Here is a 20129-nt window from a genome sequence, read left to right as displayed (position 1 = left end):
CCATCAGACCCAGGGCGATTCAAAGGATCAGAACCAGACTGTGTGGCACCTCGGTCGTCATGAGCTTGACGAGGCTCAGCGAATCGGCGGCCTCGCGAAGGGCGGGCAGCTTGCGCTCTTCCTCGGCGCAGGAGTGAGTATCCCCGCCGGGCTGCCGAGATGGAGCGAGCTGCTCGACGAGCTCTCCGATGGCCGGCTCGTGGGGGACGGGTCGGGACTGTCAGCGCTCGACCAGGCGCAGCTTCTCGAGATGCGCTCGAGGGACGGCGAGCTGGGGACGCAGGTTGCCGAGATCGTCTCACGTGCCAAGCGCCCCAGCCTTGCGCATGCACTGCTCTCAAGTCTGGGAGCGAAGGAGGTCGTGACGACGAACTACGACCGGTTGTACGAGCGTGCCGTCGCAGCAGTCGACGAGCTCCCCGCCGCGGTCCTTCCTTACGAGAACGTGCTTCCCGATAGACCTTGGATCCTCAAGCTGCACGGAGACGTCGAGAATCCCGAGCGCATCGTTCTCACTCGGCGCCATTTCGTGCGGTTCGACGCACTGACCCGTCCAGCTGGTGCGCTGCTTCAATCACTCTTGATGACGCGCCACCTTCTCGTGGTGGGCGTGTCGCTCAACGACGACAACGTCGTCAGGCTTGCGCACGAGGTCCAGACGTATCGTGAGGAGTACAAGCTGCACGGCACGTTTGGCACCCTGCTTGACCTCGACGGTCACAGCCTGCGCAAGGAGCTCTGGGCTGGTCAGCTGGATTGGCTGACGCTGTCCGGCGACGACGTCGTGGCTCGCGCGAGGACGCTCGAGATATTCCTCGATTGTGTGTCAGCCCATGCGAGCTCGAACCAGGCGTGGCTGCTGGACCGACGATTCAAGGACCTGTTGACCGCAGATGAAGAGCGGGTGGCCGAGGCCGCTCGTCGCCTCTACTCGAAGCTTCCAGCGGGCTCGCAGACGTGGAGCGGTCTCCGTGCGACATTGGAGGACCTGGGGGCCGCGTCGACGTACATCCCCGCGGAGGAGCGCCGGCGCCGGCGCCGATCGTGAATCAGCGGCGTCTGCAATAGAGCGTCGCGGGCCGCCCGCGTAGCCCATCTGAGAGAACCACCTCCCCGTCTCGGGTCAGCGGCTCTACGTACTCCTTCATTCGGCGCGCGAAGTTGTCCTTGTGCAACTCGGCACCGACAACGGCCTCGTGGACCTTCCTCAGCTGGTGAAGGGTGAAGGGTTCCGGGAGAAAGCTGTCGGGGTCGGGGTGGATGTCGACGTAGCGGTATCGAATCTCGTAGCGCGAGCGCAGTGCGTCGACAGCGGCCTCGACGATCTGGTCGTGGTCGAAGAGCAGTGGGCCCTCACCCTCGAGCTGCCCGTCGGCACTCACGGTCACCAGGTCGCCGAGGGTGTCGGCGAGGTCGAGCTCAGGCAGCGAGAGCGAGTGGGCTGCCGAGATCGCCCAGGTGCGGTCATCGCGATCGGGGTCGTCGAAGAGTCGCAGCAGCCGGGGACGTACGAGGTCCGACGGCTCGATCCCGGCCTTACGGCTGAGTACGTCGTCCACGGTGCGCGCCACGGTCCACCGCTCCCGAATGAATCCGCCAGGGAGCCCACGCCCAGCGGGGTCCTCGCGGTCCTGAACCAGCAGCTTCAGCACTGGGGCATCGGAAGCACTGGTGACGGTCAGGACGGCGACATCCACTGTCACGCCAGGACGCGGGAATGAATTGAGATCTGCCACGCCGTCACATTAGCGCGGATCGCGTGCTATCGTGCGCTATAGAGATGACGGCAGGCTAAAAGGGGCAGTGATGGAAGACGACAATCGCCGCGGAGGGTCCGCCAACAGACGGAGTTGGCGCCCGACCTGGACGAGGCATGGCAGGTTCTCCGCAGGCAGTTGGCCATCCAGTTGGCCCGGATGACCAGCGAAGAGGACCACCTGATCTTTGAGATGCCCACAGGGCACGGCGACGGATGCACGCCGTACGTCCAGTTCGCCGGGTTCGGCAGCGGCACGGCGCTTCGCGCCGAGGTCAGCGGCAATGCCTTCCTTGCTCCGATGTACGCGCTGGACCTCGATGACAGCGAGATGCTGCGCGCGGTGGGCTGGCAGGGTAACGACGACGAGAACCCGAACTGGTTCATCGAGTGCGCGATCACGCTTGCCGGCGTCGCAGCCGTGATGGCGATCGGCGCGCTGCGCGACGTGCTGAAGATCGGACACCCTCAACTGTTGACGTACGACGCGTTCGGGCCGAACGCCGACGGGGCCCGAGAGGTGGGGTTGAGCGCGACGGAGGACGTGCCGGTCGAAGAGGTGCCTGCCGCGAAGCAACCGATCCTCCAGCCGAGCGGTCGGCACGAGCTGATCGAGATGGTCGGCGCGACCCTGCGAGACCACCTGGGTGAGCTGCCGCCGTTCGAGGTCCGCGGCGGCCACTTCGTGCTCACCCACCTCGACCAGCCGGTGTGGGTGCGCGTGCGCAACGACCAGCCGGCCGTTGAGATCCTGGCCCGGGTGACGCGCGGAGTGCACTCGCGGCGCGCCACGGCAGCCGACATCACCGTGCTCAACCGGAGGCACATGTGGACACAGTGGGTGCTGCACGACCGCGCGGTGTGGATGCGGTTGCCGATCCCCGCTCTGCCCTTCGCTCCGGCGCACCTGTCGACGATGGTCGACGTCTTCCTCGACGCGATGACGAAGACACGGGACGACCTGGCGTTCCGAGTCGGCGGGACGGTCGGATGATGCTCCACCTCACTCCAGCTCAGGTGGACCGCGCCTGCGGTGCCCTGCTGGCATCCGCCGTCGGCGACGCGCTGGGCGCCGGGTACGAGTTCGGATCGGCGACGTACACCGCCTGGCCCGAGATGATCGGTGGCGGCCTCGGGGGCTTCGAGCCGGGAGAGTGGACCGACGACACCGCACAGGCGGTCGCCATCGCACGAGTGGCCGCAACCGGCGCTGACCTGCGCACAACCGAGGCGCTCGACGCGATCGCTGACGGGTTCGGGGCGTGGTTCGCGGGGTTTCCGCCGGACGTCGGCGTGCAGACCGCTGCCGTGCTGCGCCGAGCGGGGGCTCCCGCAAACGCGGCGCGCATGGCAGCCGCGGCGGCCGAGGTGCATGAGCAGAACGGAGGTCGGTCTGCCGGCAACGGCTCGCTGATGCGAACCGCTCCTGTCGCCCTGGCCCACCTCGACGACCCGGGCGCGCTGGTCGAGGCCGCCATGGCCATCAGCGCGCTGACCCACCATGACCCGGTCGCCGGCGAGGGTGCTGCGCTGTGGTGCCTGATGATCCGCCACACCGTTCTTCACGGCGAGCTGCCGACGCCCGACGAGGTCGTACCGCTTCTTGGAAGCACTGGCACGGACTGGCAGGCGATTCTGACCGACGCCGAGACCAAGCCGCCAAGCACCTTCACCCAGAACGGATGGGTCGTCGGTGCCCTCCAGGCAGCGTGGTCGGCCATTGCCCACACCGAGATCCCGAAGGTGATGCCGTGCCGGCACCTCCAGTGCTCGCTCGCCACCGCGATCGGGATCGGGCACGACACGGACACGGTTGCGGCGATCGCCGGAGCGTTGCTGGGTGCGCGGTGGGGAGCCAGCGCCGTACCCCTCGAGTGGCAGGAGAGGCTCCACGGGTGGGGTGCACGCAGCGGGGTTGACCTGATTGCGATGGCGACCCTCACGGTGCGTGGTGGGCAACCCGACAATGCTGGATGGCCGTCCACCGACTGGGTGTACTACTCGGACTGGGACGTCGCAGGCACGTGCGTGTCGCACCCGCTAGTGTCCGGCGTCTGGATCGGTGACTCTGGTGCGCTGGATCGGCTCCCGGAGGAGATCGACGCGGTGGTGAGCCTGTGCCGCGTCGGGACCGCCCAGCCAGCTGCTGCGGCGGTGCGTCTTGCCGCACGCATCCTCGACACGACACCTGAGGACAATCCGAACATCGAGTTCGCGATCGACGACGTGGCCCGCACTGTGCTGCGCCTGCGGGACGAGGGGAGGGCGGTCTTTCTCCACTGCGTCACGGGGCAGAGCCGTACGCCGGTCGTTGCAGCACGGGTAGCGGTGCTCGCCGGGCACCCGCTCGCGGAGTCCTTGTCGGCGGTGGTCGATGCGCTTCCGGCAGCGAGACCTCGGCGCTTCCTGGTCGACGCACTTGTTCGGCTCGAACGGCTGGGGCCTGACAGGATCGATGAGAGCGGCACGACGACGGGAGGCCAGGCATGACTGCACACGAGGCGCGCCACAGGGTCGCTGACTTCTGGGACGAGGTGTTGGCCGAGTGGCGTCCAGGGACCTCGCACCTGGTCAGGCCTCTGGATCGATGGCACGCGGGCTACTCCGGTAAGGGTGCTGGCGCGGTAGACCTCGACCACTACCCGGATCCGTACATCGGGGACCTTCGCGGTCTGAGGTCAGAACCTCGACTTGTGTTCCTCGGACTCAACCCGGGCATCGGTTACGACGACCTCCAGGGGAATGACGGCGTGTGGACGCGGCGAATTCGCGAGAGCGGGTACAGCCGGTGCTTCGAGAGAAGCCCGGCCGAGGATCCGGTGACGTGGAGGTCGATGCACGGCAAGGAGAGCACGTACTGGCGCAACATTGTTCGGTTCGAGCGCAGGTGGCTCGGCGACGAAGCTGCGGGTGTGAGCGACCTGCTGAACCTCGAGCTGTACCCGTGGCACAGCAACCGCATAGTGGGCGCGATGAGCCCGCCGCTCGACCTGATCAAGGAGTACGTGTGGGATCCGGTCGAGGAAACCGCTGTCGATGAGGTCTTCGCGTTCGGCCGGGTGTGGCTCGACGTCTGCCGTTCCCTCGGGCTGGACGAGGTCGGGACGTGGGGGCCGGACACGGAGCCCGTGCCTGGCTCGAACATGAATCACTGGCGAGTCAGCCTGTTCCGCCTCGACTCCGGCCAGTTCGTCGTGGCAAGTAGTCAGCAGGGGTCCGCAGCACCGCCCGGACCGGGTCGGACCGTTCTACTGAAGCAGCTCGTCGACGAGATACGACAGCGCTGAGGCTCGGGTGCCGGTCGCTGGTGCGTCACTCCGGCAGCGTGTAGCGCCGCCGGAGGTCGGCCGCCCACCCAGCGAGCGCGTCGACCTGCGATGCGGCGTCGAAGAACTGGTCGTGAGACCAGTAGTCGGTTCTGACGGGTAGCTCCAGCTTTCCGAATCTCTCGACCACTCGTCGCGCGCTCGCGTCGTCGCGGCGACCCAGGACTACTGCCATCGCCGCGTCGGGCTCGTCGAACCGGGCGATGCCCCTCAGTTCGCTTCGACGACGTACACGTCGTGGTCGGACAGCCGGTTGCCGTCGTGCTCCGCGACGAACCGCGCCGCTGACGCCTCTTGGGCGCGGGGCACGGCGATGTGGTCGATGGTGAGAAGCTCCGGGATCGCGTGCGGTAGCCCGGTAGTCGGCACCTCGAGCCTGAGCTCGTCCACGGCACTGAGAATCGCTCGGCGCCCGCCGATGGAGCCGGCGTATTCGCGACCCGTCAGTGCGTTGTTCCAGTCGCCTCCCCACACGAGCGATTCGACGCTGCGAAGGTTCTCCACGAGCTCGGCCACGGCGTTCTCCGTCTTGTCGACGTGCCGCTCGCCCACCCATGGCTTCGCGGAACCGCACCCCTTCCACGGCAGGATCGAGCTGACGTACGTCGTCCCGCCGATGCGGGCGAGTGCGCTCGCACCGTGCGGGTCGGCCGCGGGGGTCATCGATAGGCGAGTCGCAATTCCGGCCCAGCGGCGCTTCGGCGCCATCTCCTTCACGCCAAGATGAAGGTCGTGGCCGGGGAGCTCGGTGCGCAGATTGACCTCGGTCAGCAGCCACACGTCGCAGTCAGCCCGGATCATCAGCTCGAGGTGGGCATCGGACCAGCGGCCGGCGAGGTTCCATGTCCCAGTGCGCACGACGGTCATCCTCTCGGACGGATCTCCAGGATCGTCTGTGGACATGGCTGATCTTGCCGAGCGGTCTAGTTGTCGGTGGGTCTGCCTAGATTGCCCATGTCGAGGCGGAATAGTTGACGAGATGGGGTGAACCGTGCACGAGTCCGAGGATGCCAACGCGAGTCACGCACCCGTGCGGCGTGCGAAGGTTCTGCACCTGCGTACGTCGGTCGACCTCTCGGGCATCGATCCGTCGCAGTGGACACTTGAGAATCTCGGGCCGACGAAGACGCTCGAGCAGCTCGAGGCGGAGGCTCGTCGTCCGGCCGTACGTCTGCGTCGCCTCGCGCGGGCGCCGAAGTGGGTGATGGAGGAGCGCCTCGCCCAGCGCCGCTCACGTCGCCAGCGGCGTGTCCGCGGCTGGACAGACGCCGACCTTTGGAACCTCGACGCGTACCTCTGCCGGCGGCTGGGCGCGATGCTGGCGGCTCAGGTGGATGAGATCAGGAACCACCCGCCCGAGCTGGAGTACGACGCGTGGCGCACGCAGGTTCGTGGCGCCGGCGAGGCGCTCCTCGCGTACGACCCGGACGACGCCGATCGGGTTGCCGAGGCTCGCACCGCCCTGCGTTGGGTGGCCGACAACCTCGTCGATCTCTGGGACTGATCCCCGTCGGTGGGTACCGATCGCTGGTCGGATCAACTGTCGGTGGGCTTCTCTAGAGTCAGATCTGTGGGGATCGCGGGGGCGATCCGGAAGTGGGGTCGAGGCGATGAACGATGAGCTGGAGCGTCGGTGGGACGACACGGTGGAGACGGCGTGGCGGGAGTTCCGCCAGCGGCTGGCGGACCGGCTGGCGATGCTCGAGATCGACGACAGCGTCGTGATCGACACCGACCCGGACGAGATGGCCGCGCCGTGGTGCGAGGTGACGCTGACCGGCGGCATTCTCTGGGTGCAGGTGCTCGCCAACGGCGACCACGATCTGACCGTCAAGCTCGAGCCACGTGAGGTGGACCGAGCCGCGGTGATGGTGGTCGAGGCGCTCCGCGCGACGTACGGCGTCCTCCACCCGATCTACCTCCACGCCGACGGCCTCGAGCCTCAGGCGCTCGGAGAGCCCGCGCCGCAGCAGGAGATCGACCTCACCGAGGCGACCCAGCCGTCCTCGGTCGACGACGTACGCGCCGTCATCGACCTGGCCGTCGCCGACGTCTACGACGACGCGCCGCAGTGGGACGACGACGGAGACCTCGGCCTGCCCACTGAGGCGCACGTGGTCTGGGCGTCGGTCAACGGCCACGCGCCGCGCGTGCTGCTGTCCTGCATGCTGCTCGACGATGTCGATGACACGGAGTCCGCGCTGGTCGAGATCAACCGGCTCAACCGCGCGGAGTGGGGACTGACTTTCACGCTCCACGAGCGCCGGATCAGCGTCACCCGCGAGTTGGGGCTCGGCGTCGCGCTGCCTCTCGCAGTCCAGGGTGAGATCCAGCGGCTGCTGTCGCAGGTCGACGGCTGGGGACGGGACCTCGCCGAGCGTGTCCGTACGGGCGCCGAGTCGCGGTCCAGGGACCGGTCGAGCGGTCGGTTCGCCACGGCGTACGCCGTGATGGCAGAGCTGGAGCGCGAGCAGCGGGGCTCGGTCGGTCCGGCTGCGATGGCGCGCATCTTCGGCAACGACACCGGCCTGCTGCTCAAGGCGATCCGCATCACCGAGCGACGCCGTCGTGACATGCGGACCAAGGCTCGCAGTGCGCGCGACGAGGGTCGGCGCACCCAGGAGAAGCTGGCGAGGGCGCGGCACGACTACCTGCGCGACCTCGCCGTGCGGATGCGTGCCGGTCTCCGGCTGATCGTGGACGCGCCGGTCCGCAAGGTGCAGGCCGACCAGCTGGCGCTGTTCGACGAGGACGAGGCGGGGACGAGCCGGTGACCGCGTTCGGCAGACGGGACGCCGCGCTCGGTGATGGGGTGGGCGCATGCCGCGCCTGATCCCGGAGAGCCCGACCTTCACCACGGACTCCGAGCGGACGGTGTGGGAGCGGCTGCGCGACAGTCTCGGCGACGACGACGTGCTCATCGCCAACCTTCGGCTCACCGACGAGAAGAAGGACCACGAGGCGGACCTCGTCGTCCTCATGCCCGACATCGGCATCGTCGTAGTGGAGGTCAAGGGCGGCAGCGTCTGGTGGGACGGCGGCTGGCGGATCATGCGCCGCGGCCGGGAGGCCACGATCCACCCGGTCGACCAGGCGCGCGACGGGAAGTACGCCCTCCGCACCTACGCGGAGGCTGACCAGCGATGGGGGAGTCGTACGCGCGTCGCGTGGGCGCACGCCGTGGTGACGCCCTACTCCGAGTTCGACCATGACTTCGCGCTGCCCGACCTGCCGCGCTGGGCGCTCCACGACAAGGGCGACCAGGACCACCTGGTCGGACGACTCCGCCAGAACGCACAGCGGATGACGCACGGCCAGCGGGTGGCGACGCTCGACGAGGTGCACGAGATCGCCGAGATCCTGACCGGCCGGCTGCCCACCACGTACGACATCCGCGCCGAGGCAGAGGAGCGAGCGGGCGTCGCCGACCGCCTGACCCTCGAGCAGGCCACGATCCTCAAGGTCACCCGCCTGCTCAACCGGGTCGAGGTCCGCGGCGGTGCCGGGAGCGGCAAGACCGTCCTGGCGCTCCAGCAGGCCAAGGAGCTGACCCGCGGCGGGCAGGATCGCAAGCCCCAGCGGGTGGCGTTGCTCTGCTACTCCATCGGGCTCGCGGAGCACCTCCGACGTCAGGTTGCCACGTGGGACCGGCGGCACCGACCCGCGTTCGTCGGCACCTTCCACGCCTTCGGCCAGCAGTGGGGCGCGGCCGAGGGGGATCGCACCGACAGCGAGTTCTGGGAGGAACGGCTGCCGGCCGAGATGGCCGAGCTCGCGGCGGACCTCCCTGACGGCAGCAAGTACGACGCGGTGGTCGTCGACGAGGCGCAGGACTTTGCCGACTCCTGGTGGACGCCCGTGCTGCGCGCGCTGCGCGACGAGGAGGAGGGCGGACTGTTCGTCTACTCCGACGAGAACCAGCGGATCTTCGCGCGGTTCGGCCGCCCGCCGGTCGCGCTCGTCCCGCTCGTGCTCGACCACAACCTGCGCAACACCAAGCAGATCCACGAGTCCTTCGGTCCGCTCGCTCCGAGCCGGATGTACTCCCACGGTGGGGACGGTCCGTCAGTCCGGTTCGTCGACGTGGGCGGGAACGATCCCCTCGACGTCGCCGACGACGAGGTCGACCGCCTGCTCGACGCCGGCTGGGACCCGTGCCACGTCGCGCTCCTCACCACCGGGCACCGGCACCCGATCCAGGTCGAGCGCACCGACTTCCACGACCAGGACGGCTACTGGCGCACCTACTGGGACGACGACGTCTTCTACGGCCACGTCCTCGGGTGCAAGGGGCTCGAGCGGCGTGCCGTCGTGCTCTGCCTCAACGAGGACGGCGCCCGCGATCGCGCGCGCGAGCGGCTCTACGTCGGCATGTCCCGCGCCACCGACGAGCTGGTGGTGGTGGGAGATCCGGAGGCCGTACGGCGGGTGGCGGGCGACGACGTCGCGCGCCGGCTGGGGCTCTGAGCGGAGCCTGCGCCGTCGGGCCAATCGCGCGGCCGGGCGCCACGTGGAGGGTGGCACCCTGGCCGCACGACATGACCCGTCAGAACTGCGGAGAGCAGCGCGGGTCGGATGCCCCACTCTTGTCGAAGATCATCAGGGTCCCGATCCCACCGGATCCGCGCCCGTAGTCCGTCTCCCGCAGGGTGTGCCACGCGTTGTCCTGGATGGCGGTCGTCGTGGTTGCTTCCAGCGTCGGCGCCACGCCGTAGTCCAGCCATGACACGTCTGCGTTGTTGCCACCTGAGTTGGTGCCCTTGTTGATCCGGTACTCGACTCGGCGCACCGTGGTGCTGAAGAAGTTGGGAGCGTCGAAGGTCACCCGCATGTAGCCCGTGAACCCGCCGATTGAGCAAGATGCCGTTCGAGACGTTGTGGCTGCGTGGGCCGGCGAGGCCACACCCGCCACCATCAGTGAGCCGACCGCGATGCCGAGGGCAACGCGCGCAACGAGAGATTCCCGAGATGTGGTCGTCATACGTTCTCCTTGGTCGTGCTTCTCGGTGAGAAGCGTGTGCATCAGGAGACGCAGTGCTGCGGCGATCGGTTGCGGTCCAGCTCAACTTCCTCGACCCACCCACGAGCGTCGACGTGGGACTTCCGGAACTGCTGGTTCCGCCGGATCAGTCGCTCGCGCACTACGTCGCGGAACGGCAGATCCTGACGGGTAGGTCGCCTCGTGCCTGTGGATGACGAGGTGCTCCCTGTCGGTGTCCCCTCGTAGCGTCGTGCGGACCACGAGGGGAGACGGAATGGGTGTCAACAACAGGAAGCGCAGGGCGGCGAAGCAGCGCAAGCAGGAGCGGGCGCAACGGGCGAGTCAACGGCCCGAGGAGCGTCCGGCGGCTGGCGAGAGCTGGGACGCCGACGCGGCGTACGCATCGGTCGAGCAGCGAGTGCGCACGGCGGTGCGGGTGCTCAGGCTGAAGAAGCTGACGGAGGCACATCTGGTGCAGGTCGCGGAGCTGCTCCTCGCGAGGACGAAGCCGTACCCGGAGCACGTGTTGTCGATCGTCCTCCACGACCTCATGAGCGCGGTGATCGAGGGCGTCGCAGCGGGTGGGTGGTCCCCAGGAGACCTCTCCGAGCTGGTGAGGCGCAACCTGGGCGCGGCCCACCTCCCGACGCTCGCGGCCGCGCTGCGTGAGCAGGAGGGGAGCCGCCGGCGTGGACAGACGTGGCGCGACGCCATCGACCTGATGGGTTGCGAACCCGCGCTGAACATCGGTGCCCACGGTGAGGTGTCGTCGCTGCTGGGGTTGGTGGCCCTGCTGCGCGGCGTACCACTGCTGACCGATGCGATCGCCTCGACTGCGGCGGCGCCTGGCCCCGAGCACCCCAAGCTCGCGCGAGTCAGGGCGTTGCTGGCCAAGGCGGAGTCGACGGAGTACGACGAGGAGGCCGAGGCGCTCTCGGCGAAGGCGCAGGAGCTGATCTCCCGTTACGCGCTGGACAGGTTGCTGGACGGCGGGTCGGAACGCGACAGCAGCGATCTTGCGGTCCGGCGCGTGTGGCTGGATGCGCCCTACGTGCGGGCCAAGACCCTCCTCGTCTCGGCCGTTGCTTCGGCCAACCGGTGCCGTGCCGCGAGTGCCGAACGACTCGGGTTCACCGTGGTCGTGGGCGCGGCTGCCGACCTCGACGCGGTCGAGCTCCTCGTGACGTCCCTGCTCGTGCAGGCGGATGCCGCAATGCTGCGCCACGGGCGCCGTACGGCGGCGTCGGGAGTGACGAGAACCAAGTCCTTCCGTCAGTCGTTCCTCACCGCGTACGCCACTCGTATCGGCGAGCGGCTGGCCGCCGTCAACGCGACTGCCGCGCGAGCTGCCGGCGCCGACCTGCTCCCGGTGCTCCGATCTCAGGAGGCGAAGGTGACTGACGCGTTCGACCGCATGGTTCCGCACACGATCGGACGGTCCGCGAGCGTGAGCAACGGCGACGGGTGGATCGCAGGACTGGCCGCCGCCGACCTCGCGGCGATCGACGTCAGCGCGCGCCTCGACCAGGCGGGGCGGACTGCGTGAGCGCGATCAGCCGGCGCACATGCCGGAGTATGATCAAAGTATGAACGCTCGCATCACCGTCAGTCTCCCCGAGGACCTCGTCGAGGCAGCGATCGCTGCCGTGGCGTCTGGTCAGGCACCGTCGGTGTCGGCGTACGTCGCCGGCGCGCTGCGGGAGAAGGCCGACCGCGAGTCCGTGGCCGAGGTCCTGGCCGAGTGGCTCGTCGAGGCCGGGCCTCTCTCGGTCGAGGACGAGGCGTGGGTGCAGGACGCGCTGTCGAAGGCGCAGCTCGGGACGTGACCACCGGGTTCTGCCTCGATGCTGGTGCCCTGATCGCCGTCGATCGAGGGGAGCGGCGGGTGATCAGCCTGCTCGATCGCGCGGTCGCTGCCGGCGCCTCGCTGGAGGTGCCTGCCACTGTCGTGGCACAGGTGTGGCGGGACGGGAGTCACCAGGCGCGGCTGGCGAGGTTCCTCAACGCCCGTGAGGTGATCACGGTCGACCTGGACGCGCAGTCCGCGCGTGCTGTGGGTGTCATGTGCGGCGCGGCCGGGATCCCGGATGTCGTCGACGGACACGTGGCCCTCCACGCGCGGCGGCGTGGGCTCGCGGTGCTGACGTCGGACGCAGGTGACATCGCGAGGCTAGATCCCACCCTCGTGATCATCGAGGTGTGACCCAGGGATCTCCGTGTGGGAACTCCGCGGACCGGTCGGCTACAGCAACACCACGGTCGGATCTATCGGAGCTAGCGTGGCCCCGTGCCCGACGACTTCGTGATCTCGCGCAACCCCGACGGGGACTCGACGCTGCCCTACCTGCTCCGCATCCCGCTGGGCGATGGCGTCGTCCTCAAGAGCAGGGAGATGTGGCCGCGGACGGCGAAGGTCTACTGCCATCGCGTGGAGGAGTGGCCGGCCGACGCCGAGATCGTGGAGCGGGTCGGCACGCGCAGCTGCGTACGGCGCGGCGCCGCGATCGACCTCGTCCTCGACCGCGGCCGGGAGAACCGGTCCCAGTTCGTGATGACGACGGTGCGTGGCCAGCGGCAGGTGATCTTCTGGCAGAGCGCGAGGACGAACAAGAAGGCGCGCCCTCGGGTGACCACGCCGACCGCGCGCGCCTCGGGGGTGGCGGCTCTGGAGATCGTCGTGGACTCGCGCGAGCGCTACGGCTACACGTTCTCCGACCGCCAAGCGACCACGACGCGGGCGCGACTGGATGCGGGCGACTACGGCGTGGTGCGCCACGGCAGCCTGCTGGCAAGCGTCGAGCGCAAGAGCCTGGATGACCTCGTGTCGTCGCTGACCGGCGGCAAGCTCGGCTTCCAGCTCGCCGAGCTCGCCTCCCTCCCGAGGGCGGCTGTCGTGGTGGAGGACCGCTACTCCGCCGTGTTCAAGCTCACGCACGTGCGGCCCGCCGTGGTGGCGGACGGGCTGGCCGAGTGCCAGGTCCGGTGGCCGGGCGTGCCGATCCTCTTCTGCGAGACCCGCAAGCTGGCGCAGGAGTGGACCTACCGGTTCCTCGCTGCGGCGGCTGTCGCCGCGGACGAGGAACGTCCCGCTGCCCGGATCGCCGCCGACCTCGTTGCCGCACCGCCACTATCCCCGGCGCCCCCGTCGCCGGCCGAGGTGCGGGCCTGGGCCCTTCTGCAGGGGTACGACGTCTCCGACCGCGGGCGGGTCCCGGCCCGGCTCGTCGCGGCGTACCTCGACGCGCGCGACGGCTGACGCCGGTCAGAGGGTGACGACGAGGTCTGCGGTGCTGCTCGTAGCACTGACCAGCCGGGCGTTGGGCTCGTCTGTGTGGTCCACCCAGTCGCGGGCAGCGTCGGGTGTCTTCCCGAACTGCTCGTGTCGGCTGACCAGACGCTCGCGGCGTACGTCGTCGTCGACCTCGACGAACCACACCTCGGCCAGCAGTGGGCGTACGCGCTCCCAGCCGGCGGTGGGCAGCAGGAGGTAGTTGCCCTCCGTGATCACCAGCCGGGCAGCGGGCGGGATGGCGATCGCGGCGGCGATGGGCTGCTCGAGGTTGCGCTCGAAGCCCGGGACGTAGAGGGTCCGATCCGGCTCGTCGTTCAGTCGCCGGAGCGCCGCGACGTATCCGTCGACGTCGAAGGTGTCCGGCGCGCCCTTCCTGTCGCGGCGCCCGAGCCGGTCGAGCTGGACGTCGGCGAGGTGGAAGCCGTCCATCGGCAGGTGGGCGACGGCGTCCTCGCCGAGACGCTCGCCGAGCGCGGAGAGCAGCGTCGCGGTGAGCGTCGTCTTGCCGGCGCCTGGCGCACCGGTGATGCCGAGAACCACTCGCGCAGGGCCGCTCAGGAGCGACACAGCCCGATCCGTCAGAGTGGAGGACGGTGTCATCTGGCTCGTCTCCGGTCCAAGGTGGCGAGCGCGAGCGCGTCGTAGTGGTCTGGTGGCAGCTCGAGTGCCACGCGCACGCGCCGACGGCCGATGAGGGCCTGCTCCTCGTCGAAGTCCGGGACGTCCTCGAGTGGGTGCAGGTCACGCAGGCCCAGGGTGAACCACCGCATCGCCTCGCGCAGACGTCCGCTCTCCTCGAGCGTCTCGGCGACTCGTTCGAGGGCCTCGCGCGGAAGGTTCGACCCTCGGCGGCGGAGCTCGCGAAGGAGCGCCTCGGCCTCCTCGCCTCGGCCGGCTCCGATGAGGTACGACACGCGCATGGCCTGCAGGACGTCGTTCTCCTCGTCCGTCGCGGCGCCTGCCTGGTCGAGGGTCGACAAGGCGGCGTCGACGTCACCGCGCATCGACTGATGGTCCGCGATCACCTGCAACACGTCGATGCGACCGGGGTCGCCGACGGCCATCGTCGCCAACAGCTGGTGGGCGGGTACGACCGTGTCGACGCGCGGGTCGAGCTCCCACGAGTCGATCAGGTCCTCGACCTCTTCCAGGGAAAGCGCCATACGCCCATGGTCTCGCACCCGCGTAGCGCGCCGGTTGCTCACCCGGATGCCGAGCGGAGTCCAACCACGTCGGCCGGCAGGGGACGGATCGCCCCGCGCGTGGCGAGGTGCACCACCTCGCACGGCACGCCAGCCCGGCGCGCGGTGGCGTACAGGCTCGTCGCCCATGCCCGGTCGGTGTCCGTGACGATGTCCTTGCCGGGGCGGGACCGGAGGAACGCGACGCGCATGCCTGGCGCCACCTCGCGGTCAAGCATGAGGAGGATCTCGGCGAGGCCGTCCGCGTGGGCGGCGTCAGGTGGATCCTCGGCCTCCACGATCTCGGTGAGGTGGGGCAGCGGGCGGTCGTCGACGATGAGGATCATCCAAACGGTGTGGCCGCCGTAGCTCCACGGCCCCATCAGCTCACGCCAGGCGTCCTCCAGCTGTGACTGGGTGGTGAGCACTGGATCGAACATGGCACCGACCCTGCACGCGATCGTCGCACCTGGCGAACGCTTCTCCACAGGTCCCGTGGTCATCCACAGATCGGTCCGTGCCGCTTGCGGCGAGCTGTTGAACGGATCTTGGCTGGAGGCATGTCTCGGAACACCACTCCCGGCTTTCGCCGACTGCCACGCGTCGCGGACCAGATGACCGCGGCCCACTTCGACCTGGTCGACCAGTCCCATGCCGCCGAACGGGCGGGTGACGCTGCCCGCGCACTCCACCTGCACGCGTCTGTGCCTGTGCTCAACAAGCGGAGCCGTCACCACGTGCTGCTGACCCAGCTCGCGTCACTCGGCGACGAGCTCCCCGGATGGGTGGGGGCACGCTGGATGGCGTACCAGGCCGTTCGCTGTGAGGACCCGGCCACGGAGTCCGGCCGGATGCAGCGGCTCGCGCTGAAGTACGCCGTCGAGACCTTTCACGCCGACCAGCTCGCCGACTGCCATGCCAACGCGGGCGACCCGGTCAAGGTCGCCGCCTGGGTGGCCTCGGAATCGTGGCTCTTCCACCAGCTCCTTCTCCACGACCTGGGTGGGCTCACCCGGTTCGCGGACGAGCTCGTCACGGATCGGCTCGCCGAGCACGCGGACCTGGCGAGGTCCTGGGCGGGAGCTCCGCTGGGCGGCTACCAGGTCGTAGCGAGCCGCCCGGGCGGACGCCTGCGCATCCATGATCCCGGCGCGCGTACGTCGCTGGAGGTGCTCGACCTCGGTGCCCGGACGACCGCCGGTGACGAGGGGTGGGTGCTGGGGCGGTTGGTGCCCAGCGGCGTCGACGACCTGTTGATGTTCGACACCGCGCCGATGGCCGTGCCTGAGCGAGTGGCTCGGGAGGTGTCCGGCGCATCGGAGCCATGGGCGCGTGTCACGCAGGCGCTCGACGAGGGCAGGCTGGTGGAGCGTGACTTCATGCGCGACGACTACGAGCTGACCACCGACGTGCTCAGCATCGACCTCCTCAGGATCGGTACGCCGCCCGCCGACCTGGAGCGCGTCACCGCGCAGCTCCGGTCCGGCCGTGACGAGATCCCGCGAGCCGCCTTCCGCATCCTGCGTCGAGCAGCCGACGGCGTGATCCAACAGTCCGAGGCTCCCCACATAGCGGCCGCGATCCTCCAGCCGGCTGCGCGTGCCGACGCACGCAGGTTGCTGGTCCGCGACGGGCACTACGACGTCTGGGCGCGGTGGGCGTCGCTGGTGCACGAGCCGGCGCGGGGGCTCCTCCTCAACCTCGCCCGAGCATGTCGTGCATTCGCCTGATGCCGGCCGCGCACCGCCCAGACCGAGCTGCGCCGGGTCGCGAAGAACTCTGTGGTCAGCGCGTCCCGAAGGTCCGGCTCACGACCTCGTCGAACACCCGGTCCGGGAGCAGGTCGCGCGAGGTGGTGATCATCCGTGCTCCCTTGCCCACCGGGTAGCGAGCAGCGGGACGCTTCGCGAGCGCAGCCTTCACGATCTTGTCCGCCACCTCTTCCGGCGTCGAAGCCCGCGACGGCTCGTCGAACCGCGTCAGCACGGCGTGCGCCTTTCGTGCGTGGGCGGCGTACGCGCCATCACCCGAGCGCTCGAGGAGCGAGTCGCGAGCGATCTCGTTCCACTCGGTGAGGATCGGGCCGGGCTCGATGAGGACGACCTTGATGCCGAAGGGCCGCAGCTCCATGCGGAGGCTGTCGCTGAAGCCCTCCACGGCGAACTTGGTCGCGTGGTACCACGCACCGAACGGCTCGTAGAACTTCCCGCCGATCGAGGAGATGTTGATGATCCGGCCCGACTTCTGCGCGCGCATGTGCGGCGTGACGAGCTGGACGAGGCGCGCGAGACCGAAGACGTTGACCTCGAACTGGCGCCGCGCCTCCTCGATCGGCACGTCCTCGACGGCGCCGTACGACCCGTAGCCGGCGTTGTTGACCAGGACGTCGATGCGGCCCTGCTCCCCGACGATCCGGTCGATGCCGGCGACCATCGAGGCGTCGTCGGTGACATCCATCGCGAAGGTGTGCACGCCCTCCGAGGCCAGCGCGGCCATCCGGTCGACGCGGCGGGCGACGGCGTACACCGTGAATCCCTGGACCAGGAGGGCGCGTGCGGTGCTCTCGCCGATGCCGGACGAACCGCCCGTCACGAGGGCGACCGGGGAGGTGTCGGGAGTGCTCATGTGGCGAGCGTAGTGGGGGTGCGGAGGCAGAGATCTGGGCCTGAGTGAGGCGATCTCACCTGAAAGGGCGCATAATGGACAGACGATGACCAGCTCATACGGTTCAAAGCCCAGACACACCAGCAGCAGCCCCTTCGCCCCCAAGGTCGAGGCCGTGGTTGAGGTCTTCGAGGTCGGCGACCGCGTCTGCCACGACCTCTACGGTCTCGGCGTCGTGACGCACCTCGACAGTCACGCGGCCACGGTCGACTTCGGCGAGCAGTCGGTGCGGATCAAGCCGCCCTACGCCAAGCTGCAGCACCTCTGAGGTTCTGAGGCTTCTCGGGGTGGCGGATCTCGGTGATGTCCTCCGCCCGTACGTCGACTCCGGTGCCGTCCCCGGACTGGTCGCGCTCATCGCGCGCGGTGACGACGTACGCGTCACGACGCTCGGCGCTCAGGGCACCAGTGGGGCGCCGATGCGGCGCGACTCGATCTTCCGCGGGGCGTCGATCACCAAGCCGCTGACCGCGGCGCTGGCGATGGTGCTGGTCGAGGACGGCCGTCTCGACCTCGATGCTGCGGTCGCTGAGCTGCTACCCGAGCTCGCGGCGCCGCGCGTGCTGCGCGAGCGAGGGAGCGCGCTCGACGACACTGTCCCGGCCGTACGCCCGATCACCGCCCGCCACCTGCTGACCGGCACGGCCGGGCACGGCTTCGCCACCTGGGAGTCGCCGGTCATCGGCCTGCTCATGGAGCAGCTGGGCCAGGCGGCCGGTGACATCCACGCGGTGCCCGAGCCCGACGAGTGGATGAGGCGGCTCAGCGGGATCCCGCTGATGCACCAGCCGGGCGAGGGCTGGACCTACAACGCGTCGTACGACGTCCTCGCCGTGCTGCTCGCGCGCGCGGCCGGGCAGGGCTTCGCTGACCTGATGGCCGAGCGCCTGCTCGAACCGCTCGGCATGGTCGACAGCGGCTTCCACGTGCCGGCCGACAAGCTCGACCGCTTCACCACGCTGTACTCCCGCGACGACGACGGCGTGCTCCAGGTGAGCGACGAGGTCGACGGCGTCTTCACCACCGAGCCGGCCTTCGCCTCCGGGTCCGGCGGACTCGTCACGACCGTCGACGACTGGCTGGCGTTCGGCCGGATGCTCCTCGACGGCGGGGGAGACATCCTGAAGCCCGAGTCGGTGCGCCAGATGATGACCGATCACACAACGAAGGAGCACCGCGAGCTGGGCGGGTTCTTCCTCGACGGTCAGGGCTGGGGGTTCGGCGGCGGGGTCGACACCGACCTGATCTCCCCGTGGAACGTGATCGGGCGCTACGGCTGGGTCGGCGGGACGGGCACGTCGGCGTACGTCCATCCCGACAGCGGCACCGTCGCGGTCCTGCTCAGCCAGATCGGGCTCGCCGACCCCGCGGTCGCGATGCTCGAGGCGTTCTGGACGGCCACCGCCGAGTAGCGGCCACCCCGAGGGACCTTGTGGCGTCGGAGGGCGTCATTAGGTTGGAATGCATGACTGACGACAAGAAGCAGGCAGCGACGGAGGCGGCCCAGCTCGTGGTCGACCAGGTGAGCTCGTACCAGTACAGCGCCGAGGACGACACGATCGCCCAGCAGCTCGACGAGGGGCTCGCGAAGGCGCAGGTCACGCTCAGCGACGACGAGCGGACCCGCATCCTCGCGGAGATCGACGGCATGAAGGACGAGCAGTCGAGCGCGCCGCAGGTCAGCTCCGCGACGCCGGTCGAGTGACCTGATGGACTCCCGCGGAGTGCTGACCGAGGCCTTCGGGCGCATCACCGAGCTGTACGACGGGGTGGCCGAGGGGCTCGACGACGAGACCCTCCACCACCGACCGGGCGGCACCGGCAACCCCATCGCCTGGCTGCTCTGGCACCTGGCGCGGGTGCAGGACGACCACATCGCCCACCTCGCCGGGGCGCCGCAGGTGTGGGAGGACTGGCAGGAGCGCTTCGGCCTGCCGAACGGCACCGACGACATCGGCTACGGCCACACCAGCGAGCAGGTCGAGGCCGTCCGGATCACCGACCCCGAGCTGCTCGTCGCCTACCACCACCAGGTCACCCTCGCGACCGCCCGCTACCTCGAGACCGTCGACGACCGAGAGCTCGAGCGGGAGGTCGACCAGAACTGGGACCCGCCCGTCACGGCCGGCCAGCGGCTCGTCAGCATCATCGGTGACTGCCTCCAGCACCTCGGGCAGGCGTCGTACGTCAAGGGGCTTCAGCAGAGCTAGTCCGGCTGTCCACAGATCGCGGCAGGGGTATCGCTTCGGCGGGGGCGCCAGCGTGAGTGTGTAGCATGTGTGTATGGCGCGGCTCAACGTGTATGTCCCTGATGACCTCGCGACTCGTGCGCGTCAGGCAGGACTCAATGTGTCGGCCCTGACCCAGCAAGCCCTGGCGGACGCGTTGGCGGGTGACGCGACAGATGCATGGTTGAGGTCGCTGCCGAAGCCGCCCGCGACGCCGATCGCGGTCGAGGACGTCCTTGCGGCGATCGACGGAGCTCGTGAGGAGCTCGGTGCCCGAGGCTGAGAGCTGGGTGGTCGATGCGTCGATCCTGGTGGACCTGGTCATCGCCGGCGCATCGGCGTCCTCCAGCGCAGCAGTGCTTGCCGGTGGTCGACTGCACGCGCCGGCGCACGTCGACCTCGAGGTTGCGTCGGCCCTGGCCCGACTCCACCGGGCCGGCGTCCTGTCGCGGGCCGCGGCGGGCCGTGCCCTGGCGACTTTCGGGAGGACCCCGCTCGAGCGTCACGACCTCCCGCCCCTGGTGGCGGGGGCGTGGAAGAGGACCGCGTCCCTCAGGGTTGCCGACGCCTTCTACGTCGAGCTCGCCCACCAGCTCGGCACCCGCGTCCTGACCGTCGACGCTCGGCTCGCGCGCGCCTCCAACCTCGCCGTCCTGCCGGACGGTGTCGAAGGGTGAGGTCTCGCTCCACCCGTCGACCTA

At 69.3% G+C, this 20129-nt stretch carries 26 protein-coding genes; 18 read left to right on the top strand and 8 right to left on the bottom strand.

Going from position 1 to position 20129, the window contains the following annotated elements:
- Positions 1-40: 40 nt before the first annotated feature.
- A complete protein-coding gene (locus tag EUA94_RS13320; protein ID WP_129427370.1) occupies positions 41-1048 on the top strand; it encodes an SIR2 family protein in 1008 nt (335 codons plus the stop codon).
- A gap of 1 nt (position 1049) precedes the next feature.
- Here the strand turns inward: EUA94_RS13320 and EUA94_RS13315 are convergent, their stop codons facing one another.
- Complete coding sequence (locus tag EUA94_RS13315; RefSeq protein ID WP_207210536.1) at positions 1050-1571, bottom strand: NrtR DNA-binding winged helix domain-containing protein; 522 nt, start codon at positions 1569-1571, stop codon at positions 1050-1052.
- A 279-nt stretch (positions 1572-1850) separates the two neighbouring features.
- Here EUA94_RS13315 and EUA94_RS13310 point away from each other — a divergent pair, with 279 nt between their 5' ends.
- From EUA94_RS13310 to brig1, 3 genes are read left to right on the top strand one after another with little or no spacing between them, the layout of a single operon-like run.
- Positions 1851-2750 carry a TY-Chap domain-containing protein gene (locus EUA94_RS13310; RefSeq protein WP_422879900.1) on the top strand — a complete coding sequence of 300 codons (900 nt, stop codon included), beginning with the start codon at positions 1851-1853 and terminating at the stop codon, positions 2748-2750.
- Positions 2750-4246: an ADP-ribosylglycohydrolase family protein gene (locus tag EUA94_RS13305; RefSeq protein ID WP_129427367.1), complete on the top strand. Its 1497-nt coding sequence runs from the start codon at positions 2750-2752 to the stop codon at positions 4244-4246. The genes EUA94_RS13310 and EUA94_RS13305 overlap by 1 nt, the downstream gene beginning before the upstream one ends.
- The gene (gene brig1, locus EUA94_RS13300) at positions 4243-5043 is read left to right on the top strand and encodes an anti-phage DNA glycosylase Brig1 (protein WP_129427366.1); all 801 of its coding nucleotides are present in this window, start codon (positions 4243-4245) and stop codon (positions 5041-5043) included. The genes EUA94_RS13305 and brig1 overlap by 4 nt, the downstream gene beginning before the upstream one ends.
- A 25-nt stretch (positions 5044-5068) precedes the next feature.
- On the opposite strand, the gene EUA94_RS13295 is transcribed toward brig1, so the two are convergent.
- The gene (locus tag EUA94_RS13295; protein WP_129427365.1) at positions 5069-5257 is read right to left on the bottom strand and encodes a hypothetical protein; all 189 of its coding nucleotides are present in this window, start codon (positions 5255-5257) and stop codon (positions 5069-5071) included.
- Positions 5258-5292: 35 nt separating this feature from the next.
- Positions 5293-5940, bottom strand: coding sequence for an endonuclease/exonuclease/phosphatase family protein (locus EUA94_RS13290; RefSeq protein ID WP_129427364.1), 648 nt, complete (start codon positions 5938-5940; stop codon positions 5293-5295).
- Between the two features lie 133 nt (positions 5941-6073).
- Between EUA94_RS13290 and EUA94_RS13285 the strand changes: the two genes are divergently transcribed.
- From EUA94_RS13285 to EUA94_RS13275, 3 genes are all read left to right on the top strand, one after another.
- Positions 6074-6586 (top strand): hypothetical protein, encoded by a 513-nt coding sequence (locus tag EUA94_RS13285; RefSeq protein WP_129427363.1) that lies wholly within the window; start codon positions 6074-6076, stop codon positions 6584-6586.
- A 106-nt stretch (positions 6587-6692) separates the two neighbouring features.
- On the top strand, positions 6693-7856 hold the full coding sequence (locus EUA94_RS13280; protein WP_129427362.1) for a T3SS (YopN, CesT) and YbjN peptide-binding chaperone 1: 1164 nt from the start codon (positions 6693-6695) through the stop codon (positions 7854-7856).
- A gap of 46 nt (positions 7857-7902) precedes the next feature.
- The gene (locus EUA94_RS13275) at positions 7903-9549 is read left to right on the top strand and encodes a nuclease-related domain-containing DEAD/DEAH box helicase (protein WP_129427361.1); all 1647 of its coding nucleotides are present in this window, start codon (positions 7903-7905) and stop codon (positions 9547-9549) included.
- A 79-nt stretch (positions 9550-9628) separates the two neighbouring features.
- Here the strand turns inward: EUA94_RS13275 and EUA94_RS13270 are convergent, their stop codons facing one another.
- Positions 9629-10105, bottom strand: coding sequence for a hypothetical protein (locus EUA94_RS13270; RefSeq protein ID WP_129427360.1), 477 nt, complete (start codon positions 10103-10105; stop codon positions 9629-9631).
- Between the two features lie 232 nt (positions 10106-10337).
- On the opposite strand from EUA94_RS13270, the gene EUA94_RS13265 reads away from it, so the two are divergent.
- The 4 genes from EUA94_RS13265 to EUA94_RS13250 all read left to right on the top strand — a co-directional run bounded on the left by EUA94_RS13265 (position 10338) and on the right by EUA94_RS13250 (position 13319).
- Complete coding sequence (locus EUA94_RS13265; RefSeq protein WP_165356885.1) at positions 10338-11609, top strand: DUF2786 domain-containing protein; 1272 nt, start codon at positions 10338-10340, stop codon at positions 11607-11609.
- 40 nt (positions 11610-11649) lie between these two features.
- Positions 11650-11889, top strand: coding sequence for a ribbon-helix-helix domain-containing protein (locus EUA94_RS13260; protein WP_129427358.1), 240 nt, complete (start codon positions 11650-11652; stop codon positions 11887-11889).
- Complete coding sequence (locus EUA94_RS13255; protein WP_129427357.1) at positions 11886-12266, top strand: PIN domain-containing protein; 381 nt, start codon at positions 11886-11888, stop codon at positions 12264-12266. Before EUA94_RS13260 ends, EUA94_RS13255 begins: the two co-directional genes overlap by 4 nt.
- A gap of 84 nt (positions 12267-12350) precedes the next feature.
- Positions 12351-13319 carry an ERCC4 domain-containing protein gene (locus EUA94_RS13250; protein WP_129427356.1) on the top strand — a complete coding sequence of 323 codons (969 nt, stop codon included), beginning with the start codon at positions 12351-12353 and terminating at the stop codon, positions 13317-13319.
- A 6-nt stretch (positions 13320-13325) separates the two neighbouring features.
- Here the strand turns inward: EUA94_RS13250 and EUA94_RS13245 are convergent, their stop codons facing one another.
- The 3 genes from EUA94_RS13245 to EUA94_RS13235 are packed head-to-tail and all read right to left on the bottom strand — an operon-like array spanning position 13326 to position 14976.
- Entirely contained in the window at positions 13326-13922 is a 597-nt protein-coding gene (locus tag EUA94_RS13245) for a nucleoside/nucleotide kinase family protein (RefSeq protein ID WP_242494857.1), read from the bottom strand.
- Between the two features lie 29 nt (positions 13923-13951).
- On the bottom strand, positions 13952-14518 hold the full coding sequence (locus EUA94_RS13240; protein ID WP_129427354.1) for a hypothetical protein: 567 nt from the start codon (positions 14516-14518) through the stop codon (positions 13952-13954).
- Positions 14519-14556: 38 nt separating this feature from the next.
- Complete coding sequence (locus tag EUA94_RS13235; RefSeq protein ID WP_129427353.1) at positions 14557-14976, bottom strand: hypothetical protein; 420 nt, start codon at positions 14974-14976, stop codon at positions 14557-14559.
- 120 nt (positions 14977-15096) lie between these two features.
- Here EUA94_RS13235 and EUA94_RS13230 point away from each other — a divergent pair, with 120 nt between their 5' ends.
- Positions 15097-16266 carry a hypothetical protein gene (locus EUA94_RS13230; protein ID WP_129427352.1) on the top strand — a complete coding sequence of 390 codons (1170 nt, stop codon included), beginning with the start codon at positions 15097-15099 and terminating at the stop codon, positions 16264-16266.
- 55 nt (positions 16267-16321) lie between these two features.
- On the opposite strand, the gene EUA94_RS13225 is transcribed toward EUA94_RS13230, so the two are convergent.
- Positions 16322-17161: an oxidoreductase gene (locus tag EUA94_RS13225; RefSeq protein WP_129427351.1), complete on the bottom strand. Its 840-nt coding sequence runs from the start codon at positions 17159-17161 to the stop codon at positions 16322-16324.
- An 85-nt stretch (positions 17162-17246) separates the two neighbouring features.
- Between EUA94_RS13225 and EUA94_RS13220 the strand changes: the two genes are divergently transcribed.
- The 6 genes from EUA94_RS13220 (at position 17247) to EUA94_RS13195 (ending at position 20105) form a co-directional block, all read left to right on the top strand.
- Positions 17247-17468, top strand: coding sequence for a hypothetical protein (locus tag EUA94_RS13220; RefSeq protein ID WP_129427350.1), 222 nt, complete (start codon positions 17247-17249; stop codon positions 17466-17468).
- 19 nt (positions 17469-17487) lie between these two features.
- The gene (locus EUA94_RS13215) at positions 17488-18612 is read left to right on the top strand and encodes a serine hydrolase domain-containing protein (RefSeq protein WP_129427349.1); all 1125 of its coding nucleotides are present in this window, start codon (positions 17488-17490) and stop codon (positions 18610-18612) included.
- 53 nt (positions 18613-18665) lie between these two features.
- Entirely contained in the window at positions 18666-18905 is a 240-nt protein-coding gene (locus EUA94_RS13210) for a hypothetical protein (RefSeq protein WP_129427348.1), read from the top strand.
- A 4-nt stretch (positions 18906-18909) separates the two neighbouring features.
- Positions 18910-19410, top strand: coding sequence for a mycothiol transferase (locus EUA94_RS13205; RefSeq protein ID WP_129427347.1), 501 nt, complete (start codon positions 18910-18912; stop codon positions 19408-19410).
- Between the two features lie 73 nt (positions 19411-19483).
- Positions 19484-19711 carry a type II toxin-antitoxin system CcdA family antitoxin gene (locus EUA94_RS13200; protein WP_129427346.1) on the top strand — a complete coding sequence of 76 codons (228 nt, stop codon included), beginning with the start codon at positions 19484-19486 and terminating at the stop codon, positions 19709-19711.
- Positions 19698-20105, top strand: a complete 408-nt coding sequence (locus EUA94_RS13195) for a type II toxin-antitoxin system VapC family toxin (RefSeq protein ID WP_129427345.1) — start codon at positions 19698-19700, stop codon at positions 20103-20105. The genes EUA94_RS13200 and EUA94_RS13195 overlap by 14 nt, the downstream gene beginning before the upstream one ends.
- The last annotated feature ends 24 nt before the right edge of the window (positions 20106-20129 follow it).

It is taken from the genome of Nocardioides zhouii (assembly GCF_004137345.1).
Classification (GTDB): Bacteria; Actinomycetota; Actinomycetes; order Propionibacteriales; family Nocardioidaceae; genus Nocardioides; species Nocardioides zhouii.
This window is presented reverse-complemented; position numbering and strand designations above follow the sequence as displayed.